18 protein-coding genes and 1 tRNA gene are annotated in these 17,266 nt (G+C 42.6%); 2 read left to right on the top strand and 17 right to left on the bottom strand.

Annotated features, from left to right (window positions below):
• The 6 genes from BOD01S_RS07920 to BOD01S_RS07895 form a co-directional block, all read right to left on the bottom strand.
• Positions 1–1,188, bottom strand: coding sequence for a phosphoglycerate kinase (locus BOD01S_RS07920; RefSeq protein WP_036157317.1), 1,188 nt, complete (start codon positions 1,186–1,188; stop codon positions 1–3).
• Between the two features lie 324 nt (positions 1,189–1,512).
• Complete coding sequence (gene gap, locus BOD01S_RS07915) at positions 1,513–2,523, bottom strand: type I glyceraldehyde-3-phosphate dehydrogenase (protein ID WP_036157319.1); 1,011 nt, start codon at positions 2,521–2,523, stop codon at positions 1,513–1,515.
• Between the two features lie 48 nt (positions 2,524–2,571).
• Positions 2,572–3,591, bottom strand: a complete 1,020-nt coding sequence (locus BOD01S_RS07910; protein ID WP_036157321.1) for a sugar-binding transcriptional regulator — start codon at positions 3,589–3,591, stop codon at positions 2,572–2,574.
• 259 nt (positions 3,592–3,850) lie between these two features.
• Positions 3,851–4,084 carry a glutaredoxin family protein gene (locus BOD01S_RS07905; RefSeq protein ID WP_036157700.1) on the bottom strand — a complete coding sequence of 78 codons (234 nt, stop codon included), beginning with the start codon at positions 4,082–4,084 and terminating at the stop codon, positions 3,851–3,853.
• A gap of 79 nt (positions 4,085–4,163) precedes the next feature.
• Complete coding sequence (locus tag BOD01S_RS07900) at positions 4,164–4,886, bottom strand: TPM domain-containing protein (protein ID WP_244887292.1); 723 nt, start codon at positions 4,884–4,886, stop codon at positions 4,164–4,166.
• Between the two features lie 162 nt (positions 4,887–5,048).
• A complete protein-coding gene (locus BOD01S_RS07895) occupies positions 5,049–5,639 on the bottom strand; it encodes a LemA family protein (RefSeq protein ID WP_233153076.1) in 591 nt (196 codons plus the stop codon).
• Positions 5,640–5,737: 98 nt separating this feature from the next.
• On the opposite strand from BOD01S_RS07895, the gene BOD01S_RS07890 reads away from it, so the two are divergent.
• Positions 5,738–6,349 carry a spore coat protein gene (locus BOD01S_RS07890; protein WP_036157323.1) on the top strand — a complete coding sequence of 204 codons (612 nt, stop codon included), beginning with the start codon at positions 5,738–5,740 and terminating at the stop codon, positions 6,347–6,349.
• A 52-nt stretch (positions 6,350–6,401) separates the two neighbouring features.
• Here the strand turns inward: BOD01S_RS07890 and BOD01S_RS07885 are convergent, their stop codons facing one another.
• The 4 genes from BOD01S_RS07885 to BOD01S_RS07870 all read right to left on the bottom strand — a co-directional run bounded on the left by BOD01S_RS07885 (position 6,402) and on the right by BOD01S_RS07870 (position 9,487).
• A complete protein-coding gene (locus BOD01S_RS07885) occupies positions 6,402–7,124 on the bottom strand; it encodes an amino acid ABC transporter ATP-binding protein (RefSeq protein ID WP_036157326.1) in 723 nt (240 codons plus the stop codon).
• Complete coding sequence (locus BOD01S_RS07880; RefSeq protein ID WP_036157328.1) at positions 7,121–7,828, bottom strand: amino acid ABC transporter permease; 708 nt, start codon at positions 7,826–7,828, stop codon at positions 7,121–7,123. The genes BOD01S_RS07885 and BOD01S_RS07880 overlap by 4 nt, the downstream gene beginning before the upstream one ends.
• A 21-nt stretch (positions 7,829–7,849) precedes the next feature.
• The gene (locus BOD01S_RS07875; protein WP_036157332.1) at positions 7,850–8,641 is read right to left on the bottom strand and encodes a basic amino acid ABC transporter substrate-binding protein; all 792 of its coding nucleotides are present in this window, start codon (positions 8,639–8,641) and stop codon (positions 7,850–7,852) included.
• Positions 8,642–9,412: 771 nt separating this feature from the next.
• A tRNA-Arg gene (locus tag BOD01S_RS07870) sits at positions 9,413–9,487 on the bottom strand.
• 179 nt (positions 9,488–9,666) lie between these two features.
• Between BOD01S_RS07870 and clpP the strand changes: the two genes are divergently transcribed.
• A complete protein-coding gene (gene clpP, locus BOD01S_RS07865; protein ID WP_036157335.1) occupies positions 9,667–10,248 on the top strand; it encodes an ATP-dependent Clp endopeptidase proteolytic subunit ClpP in 582 nt (193 codons plus the stop codon).
• A gap of 95 nt (positions 10,249–10,343) precedes the next feature.
• Here clpP and BOD01S_RS07860 read toward each other — a convergent pair whose 3' ends face one another.
• The 7 genes from BOD01S_RS07860 to BOD01S_RS07830 all read right to left on the bottom strand — a co-directional run bounded on the left by BOD01S_RS07860 (position 10,344) and on the right by BOD01S_RS07830 (position 16,883).
• Positions 10,344–10,601: an HPr family phosphocarrier protein gene (locus tag BOD01S_RS07860; protein ID WP_036157338.1), complete on the bottom strand. Its 258-nt coding sequence runs from the start codon at positions 10,599–10,601 to the stop codon at positions 10,344–10,346.
• A gap of 122 nt (positions 10,602–10,723) precedes the next feature.
• Positions 10,724–11,671: a DNA-binding protein WhiA gene (gene whiA / locus BOD01S_RS07855; protein ID WP_036157341.1), complete on the bottom strand. Its 948-nt coding sequence runs from the start codon at positions 11,669–11,671 to the stop codon at positions 10,724–10,726.
• Between the two features lie 49 nt (positions 11,672–11,720).
• On the bottom strand, positions 11,721–12,704 hold the full coding sequence (locus BOD01S_RS07850; RefSeq protein WP_036157344.1) for a gluconeogenesis factor YvcK family protein: 984 nt from the start codon (positions 12,702–12,704) through the stop codon (positions 11,721–11,723).
• A gap of 28 nt (positions 12,705–12,732) precedes the next feature.
• Positions 12,733–13,626 carry an RNase adapter RapZ gene (gene rapZ / locus BOD01S_RS07845; protein ID WP_036157347.1) on the bottom strand — a complete coding sequence of 298 codons (894 nt, stop codon included), beginning with the start codon at positions 13,624–13,626 and terminating at the stop codon, positions 12,733–12,735.
• A gap of 24 nt (positions 13,627–13,650) precedes the next feature.
• A complete protein-coding gene (locus tag BOD01S_RS07840; RefSeq protein ID WP_036157350.1) occupies positions 13,651–14,115 on the bottom strand; it encodes an NUDIX hydrolase in 465 nt (154 codons plus the stop codon).
• 232 nt (positions 14,116–14,347) lie between these two features.
• Positions 14,348–15,292 carry a thioredoxin-disulfide reductase gene (gene trxB, locus BOD01S_RS07835; RefSeq protein ID WP_036157353.1) on the bottom strand — a complete coding sequence of 315 codons (945 nt, stop codon included), beginning with the start codon at positions 15,290–15,292 and terminating at the stop codon, positions 14,348–14,350.
• A gap of 73 nt (positions 15,293–15,365) precedes the next feature.
• Positions 15,366–16,883: a tetratricopeptide repeat protein gene (locus BOD01S_RS07830; RefSeq protein WP_036157357.1), complete on the bottom strand. Its 1,518-nt coding sequence runs from the start codon at positions 16,881–16,883 to the stop codon at positions 15,366–15,368.
• Positions 16,884–17,266: the final 383 nt, after the last annotated feature.

Genomic DNA, 17,266 nt, shown 5'->3' with positions numbered 1-17,266 from the left:
TTATTTGTCGTTCAATGCTAAGATACCCGGAAGCTCTTTGCCTTCCATAAGCTCTAAGGAAGCTCCGCCGCCAGTAGAGATATGGTCCATCTTGTCGGCTACGCCAAACTTTTCAACAGCCGCTGCTGAGTCGCCTCCGCCAATGACCGTATAGCCATCTGTTTCTGCCATTGCTTCTGCTACTGTTTTTGTACCATTTGCAAACTTATCCATTTCAAATACACCCATTGGTCCATTCCAAATGATCAGTTTTGAACTTTTAATAATCTCTGCATAATGAGCTGCCGTTTTTGGGCCAATGTCAAGTCCCATCCAGTCAGATGGAATTGCATCGATTGCGACCGTTTTAGTTTCCGCATCTTTTGAAAATTCATTTGCTACAACAGCATCGACCGGCATATGCAGCTCCACGCCTTTTTCTTTTGCTTTCTCGATAAACGATTTGGCAAGCTCAATCTTATCTTCCTCTAACAAGGACTTTCCAATATCGTAGCCTTGCGCTTTTGTAAATGTATATGAAAGCCCGCCACCAATGATTAGGTGGTCCACTTTATCAAGTAAATTTTCGATGACACCGATTTTATCCTTTACTTTGGCACCGCCGATAATAGCAGTGAAAGGACGTTCCGGCTCTGATAATGCTTTCCCTAATACATCCAATTCCTTTTGCATTAGATAACCTGCTACCGCTGCCTCTACATGTTTGGCAATACCTTCTGTAGAAGCATGCGCACGGTGAGCCGCACCGAAAGCATCATTTACATAAATATCTGCCAGGCTTGCGAATGCCTTTGCCAGCTCCTCATCATTCTTTTCTTCCCCTTTATGGAAACGAACATTTTCCAGAAGAATGATGTCCCCGTCCTGCATTTCTGCCACTGCAGCTTCAACCGCTTCTCCGATTGATTCGTCCAGCTTGTTGACAGGCTTGCCCATTAGTTCGGAAAGGCGCTTGCCGACAGCTGTTAGACGCATATCTTCCTTTACCTCGCCTTTCGGACGGCCAAGATGGGAAGCCAGAATAACCTTTGCTCCTGCATTCGACAGCGCCTCGATTGTCGGAATCGCTGCACGGATGCGTGTGTCATCAGTAATTTCGCCATCCGCCATCGGTACATTAAAATCAACGCGTACAAATACGCGCTTTCCTTTTACATTTACATCATCCATCGTCTTCTTTAAAAACATGAAGAAAACCCTCCTTCAATTTTAAAAACAGGCGTTGCCTCTTTAATAGTAGACTCCCATTTTAAATAGTAACAAAAGTCAATATGTAATGTCTCTTGTAAGCACAGGGCGACTCCCCCAATTTTACAAGAATGAACTAGATCGCCTTTAAAAAAGGGCGAGTCGGTAAATCCCGCTCGCCCCTTTTACCTTTAATCATTATAATAGTTCAACTACTTAAAGGCTATACTTTTCCATTACATTTTATTGTATTGTGACACACTTTTTCATTAAATCCCTAAAAGTATGACACAATTATTGACTCATCATTTTTGGGGTCGGAACTTATTTAAGCCCGTGTCCTGCTACATATAGTGCCAGGTCCATTAAGCGAGTTGAATAACCGATTTCGTTGTCATACCAGGCAACAATTTTCGCCATCCGGTTTTCCATTACCATTGTAGATAAGCCGTCTACTGTAGAAGAAGCGTGATTTCCGTTGTAATCAATAGAAACAAGCGGTAATTCGTTATACCCTAAAATTCCTTTTAAATCACCTTCTGACGCTTCTTTTAAAGCAGCATTGATCGATTCTACTGTTACATCTGACTCGAGCTCTACCACAAGGTCAATACAGGATACGTTCGGTGTTGGAACACGCATCGAGAAGCCGTCCAACTTCCCTTTAAGGCGTGGAAGCACCTTCGAAACTGCTACTGCTGCACCTGTTGTTGTCGGAATCATCGATACTGCCCCGGCACGTGCACGACGTGGATCGGAGTGAGGGAAGTCAAGGATCCGCTGGTCATTTGTATATGAGTGGATCGTTGTCATCATCCCACGTTTAATGCCGAATTTTTCATCCAGTATTTTTGCTACCGGTGCTAAACAGTTTGTCGTACATGAAGCGTTGGAAATAACGTCCATAGTATTCGAGTCATATTCTCCTTCGTTTACACCCATAACGAATGTCGGCATATCACCTTTTGCCGGAGCAGAAAGGATTGCTTTTTTCGCGCCTGCCTGTACGTGTTTTGATACTTCCTCCATAGAGCGGAATCTACCTGTACACTCCAGCACGACATCTACGCCAAGCTCTCCCCATGGCAGGTTTAGCGGGTCTTTCTCGGAGATTACACGAATACGTTTTCCATTTACGATGAACGCATCCTCTTCTGCTGATACTTCTGCATCGTAGATACCATGGACCGAATCATATTTGAGCAAGTGTGCCAGTTGTCCTGCATCAGTCAAGTCATTGACTGCCACTACTTCAAACTCGTCGTGTGTTAATGCTTCACGAAATACTAATCGGCCGATACGACCGAATCCGTTGATTGCTAATTTTAATGCCATGTTAACTCCTCCAAATTGGTTATTTTATAAAAATAGCGCCGAGGCTATTTATAACATCCCGTTTGCGGCTTCTTCATCCGTAATAAAAATTGTCTGCTTGGCCGCATTTTTAAAGTATGCCCCAATTGCCTTTACCTTTTCCTCGCCACCAGCTATTGCCAGGACATATCGGCTCTGTTTCACATGCTCGGGCTGGATACAAATTGTACGTATTTGATGAACAATTTGGCCATCTGCGTCAAAATAATATCCAAACGCTTCCCCAACAGCGCCTTTTTCTTTTAGAAGCGCTTTGTCCGCGTCACTGCTGCCGCGTTTTTTCGCCATCTCCTCAGCAGTCCCAATCCCATGCAGGACAATATCGACTTGTTCATAAAGCCGGATAATCTCCTGTACACTCGGCTCTGCCTTCATCGCCACATATGCCTGTTCACTTAAAAACTCCGGCATAAACAATGTTTTATAGGATGCTTGGCATGCCTGGGCAAATTGAGATACCAGAATATTCGCCTGCAAGCTCATTTCTTCCCCGAGTCCACCTCGGGCTGCAATGAACTTTACAGTTGGCAGGGAATCGACCGGCTGTAAATAAGGGGTAATCGCTGCCACGGAGCTTCCTCCGGTAACCGCAATCTTACTTCCTTCCTCGACAAGACTTGTGAGCAATTTACTTGCTTCCTTCCCTAGTAGAATGCGGCTCGCCTCGTTCCGGAATGACCCTGGAATGATAATGACCTTCTTGATGCCAAATTTTTCAGCAAGCTGCTGTTCCTTTTGTGAAAGACCTGAAAGTTCGTAATACAACGGTTTTAGTTGTTCAAGTACTTCATACCCAAGTTGAGTGCAAATCATACCTTTTTGACCTATTTCAATTAATTGTTGTTCATGTAACAAAGTTGTTTCATTTCGCACTTCCCGCTCTGTCGCTTGCAGGAAATCCGCTAATGTACGCCTTCCTAACGGTCCTGCCACTTGAATCGCCTGCAAAATCCGAAAGCGTTTTTTTAACAGCGTATCGATCTCCGGCATTAATTGACGTCCTACTTTATAGCAAGAAAAGTCGTCCATAGGTCACCTCCTGCACGAAGGGACAAAAACCGTCCCATATTTTACATTACTGTCCCACTTATGGTAAAAAAATTTATTTCCTTGTTTTCATTATATCCTTCCGTTCCTTATTATGCAATTCATTTCCTCAAGCTATTTCTTAGGAAACAGGGGACAAAACCTGTTCACAGCTTTGTCCCTCTATCTTTTTGCCTTTCTTTTGAAAGGCAGGTTTCTTAAGATGATGTGTAAACATTTGCCGGTAGGCGAAGCCTTTAGCTTATTTTCCAAGCGCCTCTAGTAACGTGACATAATCCAGCTGTCCATACTGAATGACCCTGCCGTTTTCCTCCACTACCGGGATCATCAACATATATTTTTCATGCAGCGTATCGTCCTCTTCGATATTTTTTACTTCGATATCAAAAGGCACGTCCTCTTGGACAAGCTTCAATGTATGCAGTCCCTCTTCGCATAATGGGCAGTCCGGACGAGAATAGAACCTTACTTTCAAATCCATCACTCCTTTCTCCCATTATACAATCAATGGGGAATCGGCGTAATCAGGTGCTTCAATGATGGGATGGCTTTCGTTAAAACTTTCGTCCTGCTCCGCCGCCGGCAGAACCTCCGCCTCCGAAACCGCCAAAGCCGCCGCCTGATCCACCGAATCCACCTCCACCAAACCCGCCTACATAATAGCGTCTCGGCCCGCGTCTGCCGCCACCACCGCCTCCGAAACCGCTGAAAATGAAGTAAAGAATGAGGATTAAAATGAGAATTCCAAAACCAAAGCCGCCTCCTTCTTCATCTTCCGTAGGTAGCGGCGTATCCGTCGCTTGTCCGCCCATTTCTTTATTCAGGACATTGATTATATTAGCAAAAGCACTCGTATAATCCCCCTGCCCCAGATACGGCTTCATGTATGTGTCAATCATACGGCCGATTTTCCCGTCCGGGTAATCACCCTCAAGCCCTTGCCCGACTGATATCCACACATCATTTTTGCCTGTTCCCTGCTCAGTCGTGGCAAAAATCAGCATGCCGTTATTTTTCTCCTTCTGCCCGATGCCCCATTCACGCATCATGCGGGTACCAAATTCAAAAGCATCCAAATCTCCGATCGTATCAATGGTCATGACAACTACTTCATTGGAAGTACTTTTTTCAAGCTGCTGAAGCACTTGAACCATCTGCTTTTCTACATCATCCTCCAGAACATTTCCGTAATCATACACATAATTGTTATATGCCGGCTTAGAGGGAATTTCAGCAGATGCAACGGTAGGCACTAACAAGATGAGACAAAAAATCAAACGAATAATTCGGATATTCCTCGCCTCCTTTGCTGCTTTTGACAAAATCGAATAAGCGTACGCAGTCAGACCTGGTTTAGAAAAACTGCTCCATGCTTTGTATGTTTAATGAAAAGCAGCAGCATACTAACTACTATGAAATTCATTCAATTGATCCCGGCCTTATTCATCTGTATCAAAATTAACGGATGGTGCCTTTTCTGCACCATTTGATGCTTCAAAATATTCCTTTTTCTCAAATCCAAACATACCGGCAATTAAATTCCCCGGAAATGAACGGACATCACTGTTGAAAGCCTTCACTTCCTCGTTATAGTCCTGACGGGCAACAGTCAATCTATTTTCCGTTCCCGACAATTCATCCATCAGCTGGGTAAATTGTACATCTGCTTTTAGCTGTGGGTAATTTTCCACGACAACCAGCAACCGGCTTAAGGCGCTTGTTAATTCGTTATTTGCCTGTGCAGCTTCATCAACAGTAGCAGCACCGCCATACCGTGTTCGGGCATCTGCAATTTGTGTGAATACTTCCTCTTCATGTGCAGCATATCCCTTCACTGTCTGTACAAGATTGGGAATCAAATCAAATCGGCGCTGCAGCTGGTTTTCCACCTGTGACCAAGATGCTTCAATTTGTTCTTCTCCATTTACCAGGCTATTATACTTCGGTACGATCAGCAGCAAGGCAATACCGATTAGCACGATGATTGCTATGATGATGACCATCGCACTGCTCATTTTTCCTTTCGCCATTTGCCCTCTCCTCCTTTAACTTTTAAAATTTCTTATGAATAGCTCACACAAAAGCAACCATAATAACATCGTACCCAAAAAGAATGGAGGATTATCATATGTTCACTCAATCATCTGAATCGCAAGATAATGGTCAACCAATGTCAATGAACCACGGCGCACACGAAGTTATGGATGTACATGAAGTATTAAGTGCTTCAATCGGCGCTTTAAACCAATGCGTGCTTATGCGCGACCAAATCCAGGATCCTGAACTTTTAGGGATTTTAGACCGTCAATATGCTTTCATGCTCGATGAATACAACATCACGCGGGAAGCTTACCAAACAGGTCATGATCCAAAACACCCGACAAAAACATACAATATGCAAATGGGTAATGATGTAAATTACGGTTTAACTGCAGGCGAACCAAAAAAACCAATCCAATCGGCTAATGAAGTAAACGACGCCATTTTAGCAGGCTCTTTACTTGCCATGCATAAAACAGGTGCTGTCGGGAAAACACAAGCAGCTCTTGAATCTACAAACCCTGTTGTTCGTCGTGTACTGCAGGACTCTGTACCAAACTGTGTGGAAATGGCATACGAAGTATCTCTTTTCCTTAACAAGCGCGGTCTTTACCAAGTGCCACAGCTTTCCCAAAACGATATGAACATCATGCTTAATATGTACGGACAGGCGGAAAAAGCTAAAAATATGCCGAACTAATAAAAGCAACAAAAAAATCCATTCAAGCAGCCCGTCTTGAATGGATTTTTTCTTATAATACTTTTCCTAAAAAGGCTTTTGTTCGTTCATTTTGGGGGTTTCCAAATACGTCATCCGGCTGGCCTTCCTCTACAATATAGCCGCCATCCATGAACAGTACACGGTCGCCCATCTCACGTGCAAAGCCCATTTCATGCGTGACAACAATCATCGTCATTCCTTCTTTAGCCAAATCCTTCATAACATCGAGTACTTCATTGACCATTTCGGGGTCAAGTGCGGAAGTAGGCTCATCAAACAGCATAACTTTCGGCTTCATCGCAAGTGCCCGGGCGATAGCTACACGCTGCTGCTGTCCACCAGAAAGCTGCTGCGGAAAATTATGCGCCTTTGTCCGTAATCCTACTTTATCAAGCAGTTCCATTGCCAGCTTCTCGGCATCTGCCTTTTTCATTTTTCGTATTTGCATCGGCGCCATTGTAATATTATCGATAACTGTCATATGGGGGAACAGATTAAACTGCTGGAATACCATGCCCACCTCTGTTCGAATATCGTTAATGTTTGTTTTCGGATCGTTGATCTTGACGCCTTCAATATAGACTGCCCCGTCCGTCACCTCTTCTAATAGGTTTAAGCAGCGGAGAAACGTACTTTTCCCTGATCCGGATGGCCCGATCACACAGACAACTTCCGACTCATGGATTTCGTAGTCTATGCCCTTTAGAACTTCAAGCTTACCGAAATATTTGTGTAGGTTCTCTACTTTAATCATGTCTCGGCACGCTCCTTTTTACTTTTTCTCGGATTGTATTCAATACTGAATCGATGCTCAATATACGCGATTACCTTTGTTACGATGAATGTCATGATCAGGTATAGGAACGCTGCGAATAAATACGGCTCCCATACACGTGAATATGTACCAGCAATCATTTTACTTGCGTAGAGAATATCCGTTGCCGCAATAACGTTGATAAGCGATGAATCTTTTAAAAGAGTGATAAATTCATTGCCAAGCGGTGGTACCATACGGCGGACCGCCTGTGGCAGGATCACCTTACGCATTGCTTGGGAATGCGTAAGACCAAGCGAACGTGCCGCTTCCATCTGCCCTTTATCGATGGACTGGATTCCTGCACGGAAAATTTCCGCATTATAGGCTGCGCTATTCAAGATTAAAGCTGCAGCTCCTGATATAAACCATCCATACGACTGTCCGAACAACGTCGGAATCAATGCTAAATGGATAATATAAATCTGCACAAGCATCGGTGTTCCGCGGAAGACATCGACATAAATTTTAGCCGGCCAATAAATGATTTTGTTTTTTGACGTCTGGGCCAATCCAAGAAGCACCCCGAAGAATACCCCTCCAATATAGCCGACAAGTGTCAGGGCTAATGTTACCCAAATACCGGTAATGTAAAAATCACGGTAGTTCCAGATTATGTCCCAGCGAAAATCAAATAAGTCCACCTGAAACACCTCCAACCTCTATTATTCTAATTCTTGCGTTACACCTGTATATTTCTTTACGATTTCGTCCAGCTTGCCGTTTTCTTTAATAGCTTTCAATCCTTCATTCAGAATGTCCAGCACTTCTTTATTGCCCTTTTTCACCATCAAACCGTAGTATTCCTTTTCGAATGCCGTGTCTTCAATGACAGTCAGCTTGGCATCTGGATTATTTTTCAAATACTCATAAACAACCGCATTGTCTCCAATTGCCGCAGCAGTTGAACCGTTAATTACTTCCATGATTGCTACAGGCATATTTTCAAATGCTGCAATATCCTGGCTTGTTTCTCCTAATGCTTTTTTTGCCGCTTCATGGCCGGTTGTATTGATCTGTACCGACACCTTTTTTCCTTTTAGATCAGCCAGTGATTTTACATCCGACCCTTCCTTCACTACCATTACTAGGTTCGCTTCGTAATAAGGCTCTGTAAAATCATATACCTTTTTGCGCTTGTCATTGATTGTAATGCCTGATGCACCCATCTCGATTTCGCCATTTTTCACCTGCTCGAGCATCGGATCCCAACCAACATGCTTCATCTCGATCTCTATGCCTGTTTCTTCAGCGATTGCATCGACAATTTCACTATCAATGCCGATAATTTTCCCGCTATCATCCATGTATTCAAATGGGGCAAATGTCGCCTCTGTACCCGCTACCAATTTCTTAATCTCTCCATCTGCTCCGGTAGAATCGTCTGACCCGCACGCTGCCAGTAACATGGAAGCAGCCGCCAGCGGGGCAATTACCTTAAGTAAGCTTTTCTTCATTTATATGTTCCTCCTCGTCAATTATCTGCTAATTGTTGTCGTTGATTGATATTAATCATTATAGTAATTTCCGAATTCATATACAACATTAAATTTTATAAAAAGTGATTATTTTTTCACCATAATGAATTTTTATAACATATTTGATGTAAAATTAGAGGTAAATCAAATAAATATCCGTTTTTCTGAATAATTCTAATATTAAATAAATTATATAGTCCAATAGAAAACGGCCATAAAAAAAAGCCGCCGCTTAAAAAGCGACGACCTATCTTGTAACCTAATTTATTTCACAAATCTCGTTTTAGAATAATTTTGTAAAAGAAGTTTAAGAAGAACGAATTTAGGATAAAATGAATCGGTACAGTTGTTTCATTTTATCCTATTCATTCATCTTCCGTTTTATCAGGCTGCTAAACTAACAAAACAGAATCAGGTATTACTTTGCTTATTGAAGATTTATAATTGAAACAGTAAAATGGCGCCCTTTTGTTGGGCATGATATAAAATAAGCCTATAGCTATAATATTACCTGTCCAAAGTATGACATAATTCATGCGAACAGGCTACTTTTTTGCTTTTTTCTTGCAACTAAATGCAGCATTTATTAATTTACTAATAATTGTTCTATATTTCAAGTAGAATTATTTTCCTATTTTGATTATCCAGGAAAATTTGTCTGTTTTTTGACTAGAAATAGAGAGCATATAGTAGCATGCAGCAAGCAAAGAAAAAAACCTTGCGATCTTTACAAGGTTAAAAAAGCATATTTGGCGCCCTCGGAGGGAATCGAACCCCCAGCGGAAGAACCGGAATCTTCAGTGTTATCCATTACACCACGAGGACATATAATTAACAGTACCTTATTTATTATACAGATGTCTCCAAGAAATATCAATACCTAATCTATCCGGAGTTTATATTTGACCTTTCTTGACTAATCCGTGTATGATAATGGTACAGCTGATAGGTACTTTTTCAGCATTTAGTATTCGAATTTACCTTTTTAAAAGGAGGATTTTTTTATGAATTTAATTCCTACAGTTATTGAACAAACGAACCGTGGTGAACGTGCATATGATATTTATTCACGTCTCCTGAAAGACCGTATCATTTTGCTAGGCAGCGGCATCGACGATAATGTTGCAAACTCTATCGTAGCACAGCTTTTATTCCTGGAAGCAGAAGATCCAGATAAGGACATCTCGCTTTACATCAACTCACCAGGTGGTTCGATCACTGCTGGTATGGCTATCTATGACACAATGAACTTCATTAAACCGAAAGTACAGACAATCTGTATCGGTATGGCTGCTTCAATGGGTGCCTTCCTGCTTGCTGCTGGTGAGCCTGGCAAACGTTTTGCTCTGCCAAATGCGGAAGTTATGATCCATCAGCCTCTTGGCGGTGCTCAAGGGCAAGCGACAGAGATCGAAATCGCTGCAAAACGCATCTTGTTCTTACGTGAAAAATTAAACACAATTCTTTCCGAAAGAACAGGCCAGCCGCTTGAAGTTATTTCACGCGATACAGACCGTGATAACTTCATGACAGCGGAACGTGCAAAAGAGTATGGTTTAATTGACCATATTATGGATCGCAAATAAGCAGCTCCAACAATATGTTGAAAAATACATCCGCATCCCACGGATGTATTTTTTTTGCAGAAAAAAACACAACTCCAAAGAGCTGTGTTACTAAATTAATCTTCTTTTTCGATCAACGATGACAGTGAAGTAACTGCTTTATCGGCATCATCACCATCAGCCATCAATGTGACAACTGTTCCCTTCGCAATCGCCAGGCTCATAATGCCCATAATCGACTTGGCATTTACTTTTTTTTCATCTTTTTGTAAGTAAACTTCAGATTTATAGCGATTTGCCTCCTGCACGAATAATGCAGCTTGGCGTGCCTGTAACCCTGATTTTAATTTTACTTGTACTTGGTTTTCAACCATTCGCAAAACTCCCTTTCACAACCGTGCATCCATTTATTTTTATCTTAGCGAAAACACAGGAAAAGAACAATGTTTCTTGTTGAAATCGTTGCCATTTTTTAAAAACAGGCACACAACTGTGCTCAGTTTTTCACATATTCCCCTCGGCGGAGGGCATCGGCAATTTCATCAATCTTCCGTAAACGGTGATTCACTCCTGATTTACTTACTGTTCCGGTAGATACCATTTCGCCTAATTCCTTTAAAGTGACATCCTGATACTCCACACGTAAACGGGCGATTTCCCGAAGCTTTTCCGGCAATTGATCCAGGCCGATTGCATTTTCAATAAAGCGAATGTTGTCTACCTGACGAATTGCCGCACCGATTGTCTTGTTTAAATTTGCCGTTTCGCAATTGACAATGCGGTTAACACTATTGCGCATATCCCTTACAATCCGCACATCTTCAAATTTCAGCATCGCCTGGTGTGCGCCGGCTAAATTGAGGAAATCAGAAATCTTCTCGGCCTCTTTCAAATAAGTGACAAAGCCTTTTTTCCGTTCAATCGTTTTCGCATTCAGGTAAAATTCATTCATTAAATCCGCCAGTGCTTCTCCGTGCTCCTTATAGAGTGAATATACTTCTAAATGGTACGCAGAAGTTTCTGGATTATTCACCGATCCCCCTGCTAGAAAGGCACCACGCAAATAAGCGCGTTTTTGCTGGTTTTTCGGGATTAATTCCTTCGCAATCGTATGATTGAACTGGAAATCATCTGAAATGATATATAAATCCGTCAGCAGCTCTCTTGCTCCTTCACGGACCCTGCAAATATAGACATTATTTTTCTTCAGTCTCATTTTCTTGCGTACTAACAGCTCTACATTATATTTATAGAGCTTTTTAACGATAGTATACAAACGTCGTGCAATCGCAGCATTTTCCGTTTGGACATCCAAACTCAGCTGGCGGTTTGCAAAACTTAGTGAGCCATTCATCCGAATGAGGGCGGATAGTTCTGCCTTCAAGCTCAAATCATCAGCATCAACCTGTGTCAGCTCTTTTTTTGTCTCTGAAGCAAATGACATCTGATATCCCCCTTTCCACACAATCTGTATGCACTATCATACCATATTGTTATGATAAACTAGATTGTTCCTTTTCAATCTGTAATGTATATTGACACAGCCATTCCGCTACATTTACTGAATGGTGCCGGACTGTGCCTTTCTCAATCATCGCTATTTCCTCTTTAAAGATTTGAAGCCCCAGCTCATTTAACCTCTCAATATCAAATAAAACCGGTTCAGCGTTCTCCTCTTTATAGCTGGCTTTAACGTTAGGGGGCAATTCCTTATTATGGATTAAAATCACCTCAATAAATGGTGTCCCTACATGTTCATGGATTGCTTCCACGTGCTGGGAAGCGGTATAATCGATTGTTTCACCGCGCTGTGTCATTAAGTTGCAAATATAAATCTTCCGTGCCGCTGATTCTACAACGGCCTTTCCAATTTCTTTGACAAGCAGGTTTGGAATGATACTTGTGTAAAGGCTGCCGGGCCCAATAACGATCAGATCAGCGCTATTGATGGCTTTGACTGCTGCAGGTAAAGCTGTCACATCCTGGGGAGCCAAAAATACGCGCTTAATCGGCACTGTAGCCTCTGGAATACGTGATTCTCCTTGTATATATGTACCATCTATCAGCTCTGCATGTAATGTTATTTTTTTATTCGCAGCAGGAATGACTTTTCCGTGTACATTCAGTACTTTGGCCATTTCGGCAATCGCATAGCTGAAATCACCTGTAATATCTGTCAGCGCCGTCAGCATAAGATTGCCAAGCGAATGGCCGCCTAGCTCTTTGGAATTGTTAAAACGGTACTGGAACATTTGTTCAATAAGCGGCTCTACATCCGATAGAGCCGCAATGACATTCCGGACATCTCCAGGAGGCGGAATGTCGTAATCATCGCGTAGTCTGCCGGAGGAACCGCCATCATCTGCTACTGTCACAATTGCTGTAATATCAAAGGGATGCATTTTCAACCCTCTCAGCAGTGTCGACAATCCCGTGCCTCCTCCTATCACGACGATTTTCTTTCTTTTCTTTCGCATTCCATCATCCTTTCTATGACGACCCCATTTATTCATCCTTTTTATGGCTGTGCTCAATATCCCGATGTGTGATGACTGTCTGCTCTGTATGCCCTAATAATTTCCCGAAATATTCAGCAAGCGTGACAGAACGGTGCTGACCACCCGTACAGCCAAAAGCGATGACGAGTTGGGATTTCCCCTCCGCCTTATACTGAGGAATCATAAACTGGAACAAGTCTGTTAATTTTGTAATGAGCGCCTGTGTTTCATCCGTAGCCAGTACATAGGAAGAAACTTCTGTCTGGAGACCTGTTTTATGGCGAAGCTCATCTACATAATATGGATTTTTTAAAAAGCGGACATCAAATACTAGGTCCGCATCAATAGGAAGGCCGTGTTTAAATCCGAAAGACATGACATTAATGGAGAATGTCGGTGTGCTGGCATGGGAAAATTCGAGGGAAATGCGTTCACGCAGCTCGCGTGGCTTCATTTTTGACGTATTAAATACCGTCTTCGCCCTGCCTTTCACTTCTGACAGCATTTGTCTTTCCTGCTTGATTCCTTCAAGCGGCAATCCGAGCGGCGCCAATGGATGAGAGCGGCGCGACTCCTTATAACGGCGTACGAGCGTTTCGTTATCGGCATCCAAAAATAAAATATGCGGTTTGACATCTTCCTCCCGCAGAAGCGTGTCAAGCGCATCGATCATCGAATCAAAAAATTCACGCCCCCGCAAATCCATTACAACAGCGATGCGCGAAATCTTTTTATCTGAATTTCTCATTAATGTATAAAAAGTCGTTAACAGCTCCGGCGGCAGATTATCTACACAGTAGTAGCCCAAATCCTCAAAGCTTTGCACAGCTACTGTTTTCCCCGCACCGGACATTCCTGTAATAATAACTAACTCATGTGTGTAATGCTGACTATTACCCACGTTCCCCCTCACTCCTCTTTTCTTCTACTCTATTGATGATTGAATGTGTTCACTAATCAGTTCAAAATCTTCCGTATACTCAAATGTGCCATACTGTGTCCCTTTTTGATGAGCAGCAAACAATAAATTCGTACGATCACCCTTTGCCATAGGAAGTGTTTGTAATTCCCCGACAGGATGCCATGCCAATTTCCCCTCACGCGTTTCCTTAAAAGGGGTTCCTTTTACTCCCCGGGCAACAAATGTATAGAGCATCCATTCATCGATAACCTGCTCTCCATTTTTGATGACCATCGTATAAACGCCTTTCAGATGTACATCAAGAGGTGTTACATTCGTTTCCTCATGGAATTCCCGCACAGCTGCCTCATAGATGGATTCTCCGCTCTCCATCTTGCCGCCCGGGGCAACGTACCAGCCGCGCCTCGGCTTCTGAAGCAATAGCACCTGATCGTTTTGAACCGCTAATAAGTTTGCAATCCTCTGCATAAATTACACCTCTAATCCTGATGCTCTTTTCTTTATTATACCTTGTCTGCGACTTCCGTTCCAAAAATTCACGCAAAAAAAGAGGCTGTTTTTCAGGCCAGCGCCTGTCAAACAGCCTAAAGTAAGTATAAAAAGGGAGTAGAACTTTTTTAACGATAATAGTCAGTTTCACCTTTTATTATACTGTTTCATTATTGCAAGGAAGTTACAATCTGGTTAAGGTATGGTTAATTTAAAAACCGAACTTTTCTTTTAGTTCTTCTACATAATGCTGTGCTGTTTGAGCGGCAATACTGCCATCGCCTGTCGCTGTAACAATCTGGCGGAGCATTTTATCCCGTACATCGCCAGCAGCAAAAATACCAGGCACCGCTGTTTCCATGTTCTCATTCGTTACAACATAGCCATGCTCATTCAGGATATTTAAAGATTTAAATGGTCCTGTCAGTGGAAGCATACCGATGTAAACGAACACACCATCTGTTTTAAATTCTGTTTCCGTACCATCTACTGTTGATACGAGTGTTACACTGCCCACTTTGCCGTCTGCTTCGTGAATTTCCTTCACCGTAGAATTCCAGATGAAGTCGATTTTGTCGTTCGCAAAGGCGCGTTCTTGAAGGATTTTTTGGGCACGAAGTTCTTCGCGTCGGTGGACAATTGTCACTTTTTTCGCAAAGCGAGTTAAATATACGCCTTCCTCAACAGCTGAGTCCCCGCCGCCGACAACAACAAGCTCCTTCTCTTTGAAAAATGCGCCATCACACACTGCACAGTAACTTACACCGCGGCCGCCAAGCTCTTTTTCACCCGGTACGCCCATTTTTTTATATTCTGCACCTGTCGAAATAATAATAGTGCGTGTTTTATATTCTTTTTTGCCAGCGATAATCGTTTTATATTCTTCGCCGTCGATGATTTCCGTAACATCCCCGTAAGCATATTCTGCCCCGAATTTTTTTGCATGCTCGAACATTTTTGTAGAAAGCTCAGGGCCTAAAATTGTATCAAAACCTGGATAGTTTTCCACTTCTTCTGTATTGGCCATTTGACCGCCTGGAATTCCGCGTTCTAACATTAATGTTGAAAGCTTCGCACGGGATGTATAGACCGCTGCTGTCATACCGGCAGGACCTGCGCCAATGATTACTACGTCATAAATTTTTTCTTCTGCCATTTTGAAATCCTCCTCATAACACATCTCTCATTTATATCGTATGCGATATTTATATTCGTTTCAATTTATATGCTTACACATCTGTTGGAACAAAATCAACGAGCTCATCGCTGTACTTTGTCAATGTGGCAGCACTGATTCCGTATTTTTCTGTAAACTGTTTTTTCGTTACTTTTTCATCCATAGCCGAATGGAACATATAATCAACTGAGGCAGCCAATGCTTTTACATTTCTAAAAGGATAATCTGCCTGCACTGCCAGTTCGAACAGGGCAAACCAAAGCTGGAGAACATGGGCCGATTCATGCTGAATGACACCATATTTTTCCGCCACTACTTCCGCTACTTCCATGCCTCTTAAAATGCTGAGCTGTCCTTTTGCATTTTTACTGAATTCATGTCCGAGCGCATAGGCAAGGCATAGTTTTTCAACCTCGTTATAGTTTGCGACATCAATCCATTTTGGATGCGCAATAATTTCCTGTTTATGCGCTGAACGCTTTAAAAGGAAAAAGCCAAATAACCGATCGGATGTAAAACGGCTGTTAATCTTGTCGATGATAATCTCCCGGCTGTTTTCAAGAGAGGTTGATTTTCCTGCGCCATCCTGCCATGGCTCAAAGCCCTCTTTTGTAGGATCCATCTTGACTAAATAAGCCCACGCCTGCTTTGCCGCTTCTTCATGACCTGAAAAATAGGCGGACTGCGCCAGCCAAAAATAAAAGCCGGGATCTCCCTCATACCCGCGCTTGCTCATTGAGCGCAGCCATTTATATGCCTGTTCGTACTGCCCGATTAATGCAAGGGTTGCACCGAGCTTATAGCGATTATCCCATTCATATGGCTGGATTTTCGCTAAAATGGCAAGCAGGGAGGAAAGCTCTTCTTCGTTTTTCTCATAATAAGCAAACACCGCCAAGTTGCATAAAGCATGGAGATTCCCGTGATTCTCACGTAGCACATGCCGCAATAAGGCACGCGCTTCCTCCGCCTCCCCAATGTAGAAATAGGCGAGCGATAAATTATTATAGGCTGCCCAAGCATCAGGGAACCGCTCGATCAGCTCCTCCAATACTTCAATCGCTTTATTGAAATCACCGTTTTCCATTAGGCGACGTGCTTTTTCCTGTCCGACCATTTTTTCTGAGTCGCTCTCATCCAGGTTTTCCAGTACATCTTTTTCAAATTCCACAAAATCCAAAATTTCCTGCGCCTCTACGGAATACATACCCTCCGGTTCCATTTCTAAATACTTCAGCGCATATTTTTGGGCATCGTGAATCATTCCTACACATCCTGAGACCTCAGCAAGCATAAAGACAATTTCCGGTTCATTTTGATCTAGATGGTAGGCGCTGTGAATCAGTTCATAAGCGTGCTCAAAATTTTGAAGCTCCATTTCCAGCACACCGTACTGCATTAAAATCAAGCCGTCATCTGGACTAAGCTCGGCGGCACGCTTAATGTATTTATAAGCCTTATCTGTTTGGTCGCGTTCGAGGGCTGTCAGTGCTTTTTGATAATAATAATCACCGTTCGGAATAAACGAAACGACGTTATTTCTTTTTTTTATTTGACGTTTATTTTCCAAAAATATTTCCTCCAAAACATGAGAAGGACCTACCCCCCTATCATAAGGAAAGGTAGTGTCCCTTCTTATGTGGATTTCCACAAGATTATTTCCTCACTGAAATGAGGAACGCTTTTACACGTTCCTCATAATTGTCCCTATTATAGCACAAACAGTACAAAATACCGCTATATCTGTTCATGACGAATTTTCATCAATTATATACAGTACGAAAGCCTATTCTACATGCAGCTTATTTCTCTCCTGGTAAAAGGCCTTCTGTTTACTTTTTGCCTTCATGGCGTTTTTGCAGAACTTCTAATACTTCGTAAATGTCTACCTTTTGCGTCTGACGGCGTTACCTTTCGACGCAGAAGGAAAGGGGATATTCTGCTTATTCCTTG

Source organism: Lysinibacillus odysseyi 34hs-1 = NBRC 100172, assembly GCF_001591965.1.
In the GTDB taxonomy this organism is placed as follows: domain Bacteria; phylum Bacillota; class Bacilli; order Bacillales_A; family Planococcaceae; genus Lysinibacillus_B; species Lysinibacillus_B odysseyi.
Note: the sequence above shows the minus strand (reverse complement) of the source record. Positions and strands in the feature narration are given on the sequence as shown.

Bases quoted from the DNA above. Each gene is read 5' to 3' on its own strand.
- BOD01S_RS07910 (WP_036157321.1), bottom strand. From the start codon at position 3,591: ATGGACGACTTTTCTTGCTATAAAGTAGGACGTCAATTAATGCCGGAG.
- BOD01S_RS07875 (WP_036157332.1), bottom strand. From the start codon at position 8,641: ATGAAGAAAAGCTTACTTAAGGTAATTGCCCCGCTGGCGGCTGCTTCC.
- clpP (WP_036157335.1), top strand. From the start codon at position 9,667: ATGAATTTAATTCCTACAGTTATTGAACAAACGAACCGTGGTGAACGT.
- BOD01S_RS07920 (WP_036157317.1), bottom strand. From the start codon at position 1,188: ATGTTTTTAAAGAAGACGATGGATGATGTAAATGTAAAAGGAAAGCGC.
- trxB (WP_036157353.1), bottom strand. From the start codon at position 15,292: ATGGCAGAAGAAAAAATTTATGACGTAGTAATCATTGGCGCAGGTCCT.
- BOD01S_RS07890 (WP_036157323.1), top strand. From the start codon at position 5,738: ATGTTCACTCAATCATCTGAATCGCAAGATAATGGTCAACCAATGTCA.
- BOD01S_RS07860 (WP_036157338.1), bottom strand. From the start codon at position 10,601: ATGGTTGAAAACCAAGTACAAGTAAAATTAAAATCAGGGTTACAGGCA.
- BOD01S_RS07850 (WP_036157344.1), bottom strand. From the start codon at position 12,704: ATGCGAAAGAAAAGAAAGAAAATCGTCGTGATAGGAGGAGGCACGGGA.
- BOD01S_RS07840 (WP_036157350.1), bottom strand. From the start codon at position 14,115: ATGCAGAGGATTGCAAACTTATTAGCGGTTCAAAACGATCAGGTGCTA.
- BOD01S_RS07885 (WP_036157326.1), bottom strand. From the start codon at position 7,124: ATGATTAAAGTAGAGAACCTACACAAATATTTCGGTAAGCTTGAAGTT.
- BOD01S_RS07895 (WP_233153076.1), bottom strand. From the start codon at position 5,639: ATGGCGAAAGGAAAAATGAGCAGTGCGATGGTCATCATCATAGCAATC.
- whiA (WP_036157341.1), bottom strand. From the start codon at position 11,671: ATGTCATTTGCTTCAGAGACAAAAAAAGAGCTGACACAGGTTGATGCT.
- gap (WP_036157319.1), bottom strand. From the start codon at position 2,523: ATGGCATTAAAATTAGCAATCAACGGATTCGGTCGTATCGGCCGATTA.